Origin of the sequence: Streptomyces silvisoli, from assembly GCF_029269905.1 — a bacterium.
Lineage (GTDB): Bacteria > Actinomycetota > Actinomycetes > Streptomycetales > Streptomycetaceae > Streptantibioticus_A > Streptantibioticus_A silvisoli_A.
Genome location: NZ_JARJBC010000008.1, coordinates 298,073 through 304,404, shown reverse-complemented (window position 1 = coordinate 304,404; position 6,332 = coordinate 298,073). Strand labels below are relative to the sequence as shown.

General features: G+C 68.5%; 6 protein-coding genes and 2 pseudogenes. 5 read left to right on the top strand and 3 right to left on the bottom strand.

What is annotated here, in order from left to right; all coding sequences use genetic code 11:
• Positions 1–17: 17 nt before the first annotated feature.
• The 3 genes and pseudogenes from P3G67_RS36045 to P3G67_RS36040 all read left to right on the top strand — a co-directional run.
• The gene (locus P3G67_RS36045) at positions 18–140 is read left to right on the top strand and encodes an Ig-like domain-containing protein (RefSeq protein WP_391858269.1); all 123 of its coding nucleotides are present in this window, start codon (positions 18–20) and stop codon (positions 138–140) included.
• A 125-nt stretch (positions 141–265) separates the two neighbouring features.
• Positions 266–577 (top strand): annotated as a pseudogene (locus tag P3G67_RS16020) (transposase); the annotation flags it as partial.
• A gap of 423 nt (positions 578–1,000) precedes the next feature.
• Positions 1,001–1,507 (top strand): annotated as a pseudogene (locus P3G67_RS36040) (NACHT domain-containing protein); the annotation flags it as partial.
• Between the two features lie 495 nt (positions 1,508–2,002).
• Here P3G67_RS36040 and P3G67_RS16015 read toward each other — a convergent pair.
• Positions 2,003–2,701, bottom strand: a complete 699-nt coding sequence (locus P3G67_RS16015; RefSeq protein WP_276094096.1) for an SDR family oxidoreductase — start codon at positions 2,699–2,701, stop codon at positions 2,003–2,005.
• Between the two features lie 264 nt (positions 2,702–2,965).
• Positions 2,966–3,301 (bottom strand): hypothetical protein, encoded by a 336-nt coding sequence (locus tag P3G67_RS16010; protein WP_276094095.1) that lies wholly within the window; start codon positions 3,299–3,301, stop codon positions 2,966–2,968.
• Between the two features lie 258 nt (positions 3,302–3,559).
• On the opposite strand from P3G67_RS16010, the gene P3G67_RS16005 reads away from it, so the two are divergent.
• Complete coding sequence (locus P3G67_RS16005) at positions 3,560–4,063, top strand: Pycsar system effector family protein (protein WP_276094094.1); 504 nt, start codon at positions 3,560–3,562, stop codon at positions 4,061–4,063.
• A 31-nt stretch (positions 4,064–4,094) separates the two neighbouring features.
• Complete coding sequence (locus P3G67_RS16000; protein WP_269858138.1) at positions 4,095–4,793, top strand: Crp/Fnr family transcriptional regulator; 699 nt, start codon at positions 4,095–4,097, stop codon at positions 4,791–4,793.
• On the opposite strand, the gene P3G67_RS15995 is transcribed toward P3G67_RS16000, so the two are convergent.
• Positions 4,772–6,328 (bottom strand): hypothetical protein, encoded by a 1,557-nt coding sequence (locus P3G67_RS15995; protein WP_276094093.1) that lies wholly within the window; start codon positions 6,326–6,328, stop codon positions 4,772–4,774. The two genes, P3G67_RS16000 and P3G67_RS15995, sit on opposite strands and share 22 nt — an antisense overlap.
• Between the last annotated feature and the right edge of the window lie 4 nt (positions 6,329–6,332).

Here is a 6,332-nt window from a genome sequence, read left to right as displayed (position 1 = left end):
GTACCCTCAGCGGCGGCATGGCGACCTTCAGCACCACCACCCTCGCCATCGGCACCCACTCCCTGACCGCCGTCTACAACGGAAGTGGCAACTTCAACACCTCCACCTCACCCGTAGACACCCAGACGGTCACACCGTGACCCGATGCGCCCCCCGCGGTGCCCCGACCAGCCTTGTGGGGTGGGGGCACCGCGCTGGAAGGCCGAAGAGTGTTCTGAAAGATCATGTAAGTCCGTGATGTGGCAGGCTGGCCCAGGCCCAATCTCGGGCCCTGTACGTCGAGGTGACCGACCACCTCGGCGAACACGATCCCGCTGGTCATGGCTCGGGCGACTCGCGCAACGGCACTTTGCCGAAGAACGTGATGGCTGATGCCGGAGCCGTCACGCTCGCGGTTCCGCGCGATCCCAAGGGATTCTTCGAGCCGCAGCCGGCGCCCAAGCTCGCACGGCGCCTCGAAGCGCTGGTGAGCGGGATTGCCACGGACGAGCGGCCAGCGGTTGTGCCGCTGGCTGGCGCCCAGCCAATGTTGTTGTCACAAAGGGCTGCGGGGTGCAGGCGCGAAGCGGTTCAATGACCGTCATCCAGTGATTCTCTGATGATCGGTCAATCGGGGTCGTAGTGACGGGCATGGAGATCGCAGTCGGATACTTCGTCGCTTGGGTGGTTCGCAAGGTCCGGCAAGTGGCTGGCACCGTCGACAAGGAAGCATCTCGGACGTGACTCTCGGAAACCCTCCCAAGCCGGGGTCGGACCAGCGCTGACCGACCCCGGAGTCACCTCTTCACCCATCGGCCCGTCGGGTCCTGGCTACATACTTGCGCAGTACGGCTCCGTCGCGGCCCATGTCATCCATCGGTTGGTCCAGGTCGTCCGGCCAGAGGACCCGATTGAAACGGCGGCCGCTGGTCTGGCGCGCGCCGTCCACAGAAGCGAGTCGGCTGAACGGAGCCGACTCGTTGGTGGAGATGTCAAGCGGATCGATCTCAGCTACCAGTTGATGCCCGAGGACGGCAGGACGGCTGACGGCGCTCCGCTATCCGGACGTCTCTTCGGGCAGAGTGCCGGCGTGGGCGACATCGTTGACTACTACCGCGGCACCGGCACTCTTCGGCTGGTGGTCACGGGCGTGCCGGGATCCGGCAAGACCGTCCTGGCATTGGAGCTCGTGATCGACCTACTCAACAAGTGCCTGCCTGGTGAGCCGGTGCCGGTTCGAATGGCTCTCACTCAGTGGGACACGGCGGTGGCATTGGAGGACCGCCTCGCGGCACACCTGGTCGAGGCGTACGGGTTGCGGCGACGGATGGCGGCCGAGTTGGTCAGCCGCCGGCTCGTACTGCCGGTTCTCGACGGTCTGGACGAGGTGGACCCCATCCGCAAGGACGGGAGTCCGGACCCTGAGGCGCCGAAAGCGCAGGCCGTTCTGACCGCCCTGAACAAACACCGCAGTAAAGACGGACTTCAGCTTGGACCGGTCATCGTCACCTGTCGAAGCAGTCACTACGACGCGCTTCGAGCCGACACGTCCGTGTCTGGGGGACACCTTCTGGACTCCGCTCGGATCGGCATCGACCCCGTCTGCCCGAGTGACGCGGTCAGCTACCTAAAGAGCCGCACTGGGAACGACCCCCGCTGGCAGCCACTCCTGACTGCCATCCAACGCCATCCCAAAGGGCTTCTTGCGTGGACGCTGTCGACTCCGTGGCGGTTGTGTCTGACCGCGACCGTGCATGCCACCGGAGGTGACCCCACCGAACTACTCCTGCCCCTTGGCGGCAACGTCGTCTCGCTGGCGCTCGAGGTGGGCCGAAATTTCGATCGGCACAGGCGCCCACCGTGGCCGACTTCGAGTAGTTCGGCGTGGTCCCTCCCGGTGCGCCCACTTCTCCCCCTGACGCCGCGCGTCCGCCCGGATGCCCGAAGGCGCCTTCGGCCTGCACCGTGTGGTACGCGGCGGGGACCGAAGGCGCCTTGTTGTAGGGCCCTTGGGAGCGTGGCGTCAGCCGAGCTGCCCGGTCGGCCGCAGGGTGATGTGGTTGATGTCCACGCCCGTGGGCTGGTTGACGGCGAAGACGATCGTGTCCGCGATCTGCTCGGCGGTCATTGCCGGCGCCGCCTCGGGGGTGCCGCCGCGCTCGTCCCAGAACGGGGTGTCCACCACCCCGGGGGCGATGACGGTCACGCCGACTCCGTCCTTGCCGACCAGCAGCCTCGTGTTCTCAGCCAGCGCGTGTGCGGCCCACTTGGTGACCGAGTACAGGTTGCCAGGCGTGTTGCGCACCCCAGCGACCGAACCGATGATCACGATCCGGCCCTTGGACTCCCTGAGATGCGGCAGGGTCTCCCGCACCAGCAGGGCCGGGCCCAGGACGTTGGTGAGGACCATGGCGCGCATGTCCTCGGGAGCGTGGCTCTCCAGGTTGCCGGGCAGTGAGAAACCGGCGTTGGCGATGACGTTGTCCAGTCGGCCCCACACGTCCACCACGCGGCGCACGGCGGAGGCGACGTCGTGCGCATGGCTGGTGTCGCCGGTGATCGTAAGCAGCCGCTCGCCCGCTCCGGCCGAAGCGCCGAAGGCGGCCAGCTTGTTCGCGTCACGTCCGGTGATGGCCACGCGGTGGTCCTGCTTGAGCAGGGCGCGGGCGGTGGCGGCGCCGATTCCGCTCGAGCCACCGGTGATCAGCGTGACGGGTTCCATGGGACGGCCTCCTCAGCGATGTGGTCATCGGGGCTCCGCCAGGGTCCCGAATGTCGAGGAACGCGAGGTGGCGCGTGAGGTCGACCGACTCCGGGTCGCCGGTTCCCCGAAACGCCTGCACTATACCCAGCGGTTTTCCCGCCGAGCCGGCACGCCATCGCTGACCGGCCACGATGCCGTACGAAGTGGCCGAACCCGCGCTGTCAGCCCCCAACTTGGACCCTGCTCGGCGCGCAGGGCCCAAGATGCGCCCACGCACTCCAATCATCCTCGGCCTGGTACCCCTCCTGCAGGAGAACAGCCGCGCTCAGTGGTTCGAAACCGAGCTTTCACGCGGGACAGGCAGAGGGAGCCGACGTCGGCCTGGTAACGGCCGTCGCGAACTTCGCACGCGATCAGCACGCAGGCACGGCATCTCCCGTCGGCGTTGATGCGAAGACCGGTCCGCCGGATCCGCAGACGCCTGTCCGGCAGGCGGCGGTGTTGTAGTGCCTCAGTCACCCAGCACCGCGCCCAGGCGAGCAGGTTTTCCCGGCGATCCCAGATGCCGAGGTCGGTCACTTCGAAGCTCGACGGCGTCTCGTTGCGGTCGTCGAGCATCGGGTAGCTCAGGGACAGGAAGCAGGGACGCGCATCCTGCCGGTCTCGAAGCATGAGCGCGGTCGCCCGCCCCCGCTGGCGCCGGCGATGCCAGTTGCCCCAGCACCGGCAGCCCTGGGGGCTTCGGCGGTGCCGGTCGGCGCGGATGGGATCGCGCGGCTGGTGGCCTGACTCGGGGACGGCCGGGGAAACGCTCACCAGTGAGCGTGGTTACCGATATGGTGACCGTCAAGTGGCAGACAGGGGGGATGAGTTCGGGTGGCTCAGGACGACGGCGTGACGAACGGCGTCGACACGGCATGGCACTTGTACGCCTCGCTGTCCGACTGGACCGGGAAGATCGACTCCAAGGCCTCGTTCGCGCTGACCCTGGAATCGGCCGCGCTGGCCGGTGTGGCGGCACTGGCGGGCAGTGGCCACCGCTTCGGCCGACTGTCCGGCTTCTGGGCCGTGGGCGGTTTCTGGCTCGGCGTGTTCCTGCTCGGGCTCGCCGCCGCACTCGCCGTGGCAGTGGTCATCCCGCGGTCCGAGGGCGAACCGGCGCCGTCCAGCGATGACTTCGTCTTCTACGGCCACCTGCGGTACTGGTCGCCGGAGAAGCTCGCCACGCGCCTGGCCGACGCTGATCTGCTACCCGTCCTCTCCCGTGAACTCGTCATCATGAGCCGGATCGCCTGGACCAAACACCGCCGGGTGCAGCAGTCCCTGCTCCTGGCCGTGGCAGGTGCCTTTGTGCTGGCCGTCGTCGGGGTGACCGGCTGACGCCGTCGCAGTTGGTGGGAAGCTGAGCTCAATGGACGATTGGAACCCCGCGGCGCACACCTTCTGGTCGTTGCTCGACGAGCCGAGCCGTTCGGCGCTGACGGCCGCCGGTCGGCGCTCCTCGTTCTCCGCCCGGACCCATCTGGTCCGGCAGAACGAGGAGTCGGACCACGTCTACGTGGTGCGGACCGGTTGTGTGAAGGTCTACACGGACTCCGAGACCGGCTACCAGGCAGTGCTGGCCATCCGTAGCCCCGGAGACTTACTGGGGGAGCAGGCCGGGTTCGAGGGCCGACCGCGCTCAGCATCGCTCTACGCCCTCACCGATGTGGAAGCGTTGGTCGTGCCCTCGGCGCGGTTCCTGGCGCTGACCGGTTCGCTCCCCGTTGTCGCCAACGCGGTGCGGCTGGTGCTCTCCCGCAGGTTGCGGGACGCCGACCGGCGCCGGGCGGCCGCCGGGGCGGAGCGGGTGGAGGCGCGGTTGGCGGCGCTCCTGCTGGAACTGGGCGAGCTGTACGGGAGCCGCGCGGATGGAGGGTCGGTGCGGATCGACCTGCCGCTGACCCAGGACGACATGGCAGGGCTCGTGCTGACGTCGCGGCGCACGGTCAGCCGCGTTCTGGAGGAGTGGCGCGGTCGGGGCCTGGTGATCACCGGCCGCCAGGCCATCGTGGTGGCCCGAAGCGCGGAGCTGCGCCGGTGCGCCGGTCACAGCTCGTCCCAGGAGTAGGCAGGCAGGCCGTACTGCTGGGCGATGGGCGTCCAGTCGGCGACGAACCTCTTCTTGGCGGCCGTCGCCAACTGCCCCTGCGCCAGGGCGTTTTCGTAGTCGGAGGACGTGCTGTCGGAGGTGCACGTCCCGGTGAGTGAGCTCGCCCACCGCTGGAAGTAGTCGTCGGCGTTGGCGGACGCCTGCCAGGCGTTCGTCAAATCCGATACCACTGCGCTTCCGCCGTCCAGCGCGTCTACGTTCAGGTCCGACAGACGTCTTAGGAGGTCGCGGCGCTCGGTGAGCGCGTTGCCGAAGGCCGTGGCGTCCTCGGCGGGCGCGCCACAGTTCATGGCGTCCTGCGCGGCGGAGTCGACCGTGCCCCGGGTGGCCTTCGCCTCGGCCAGCAGGGAGTCGATCGCCTGAGCGGCGGTCGGGCCGCTCGTCGGGGAGGCCGTGGAGCCGGGATCGGTGCCGTAGCCGTGCTCGCCGCCCTTGTGCGCCAGGTACGCGAAGAAGAACAGCATGGCGATGATGGTGAGCACCGCCGCGACCCGCCTGCCTGACGAGGGTTTGCCCGGCGGTGTCGGCCGTATGGGCGGCATCTGCGGTTGGGGGTGGGGGTGGGGGTGGGGCGGAACGTACGGGCCGGGATTGGGCGGTGGAGGGGTGGGGTTCGGCTTCGGGCTTGTTGGCTTCGGGCGTGGCGTTGTGGCGGCGTCCTCGGCGGCCTTGTCCAGGGCGGACACCCAGGCCTTCATGGTGGGACGCTGTTCGGGGCCGTGGTGCAGGGCCTGCTTGGCGAAGTGGCCCAGCTCCGTGGAGAAGCCGGTGAGTGCGGTGATGTCCTCGGTGTGCTGGTCGCCGGCGAACAGCCGGACTGCCATCAGCGCGAACTTGTAGCGGTCGCTGGCGACGGTGGCCTTCGGCTCGCTGTCCGGGGCACCCCAGTGCGGGGTCTCCACCTGGGGCAGGACGTCGCGGCCGCGCAGCCGCATCGCGTCACAGTCGAGGAAGTAGCAGGAGGGCTTCCCGGCAAGGCTGAACATCACGTTGGCCGGGGACAGGTCACCGACCACCACCCTGCGCCGATGCAGCCGGTCCAGCACATGGGCCAAGTCCCTGAGCAACTCGGCGCGTTGCAGGTCGGACAGTGAGATCCCGACCCGTTGCAGGTAGTTCGCTGGGTTGAGCAGGAACTCGAACCCCGCCGGTACCCGGTTGCCCTGGTCGAAGGCGAGCCGGATGTAGTACTCGTCGGGGATCCGCCGCATGAGGAACCCCACCGGTCGACCGGCGCGTGCGACCACGGCCGCGGGCCATGAGCTGCGCTCGCACCACCACTCACCGATGTCGGTCGGCAGCTTCGGCACGAAGGCCACCATCTCCTCCAGGACGTCGGTGTCCACGTCCCGCGGCGACACGTACTCCTTGAAGACCACTGGCCAACGGCCGTTGATCAGACGGTCCTTGACCTCCCAGACCCTGCCCTGACCGCCCTTCCCGATCGGCGCGTCCCCGAGGACGAGCCGATCGTGGTCGATGTACTCCGGCATCGAC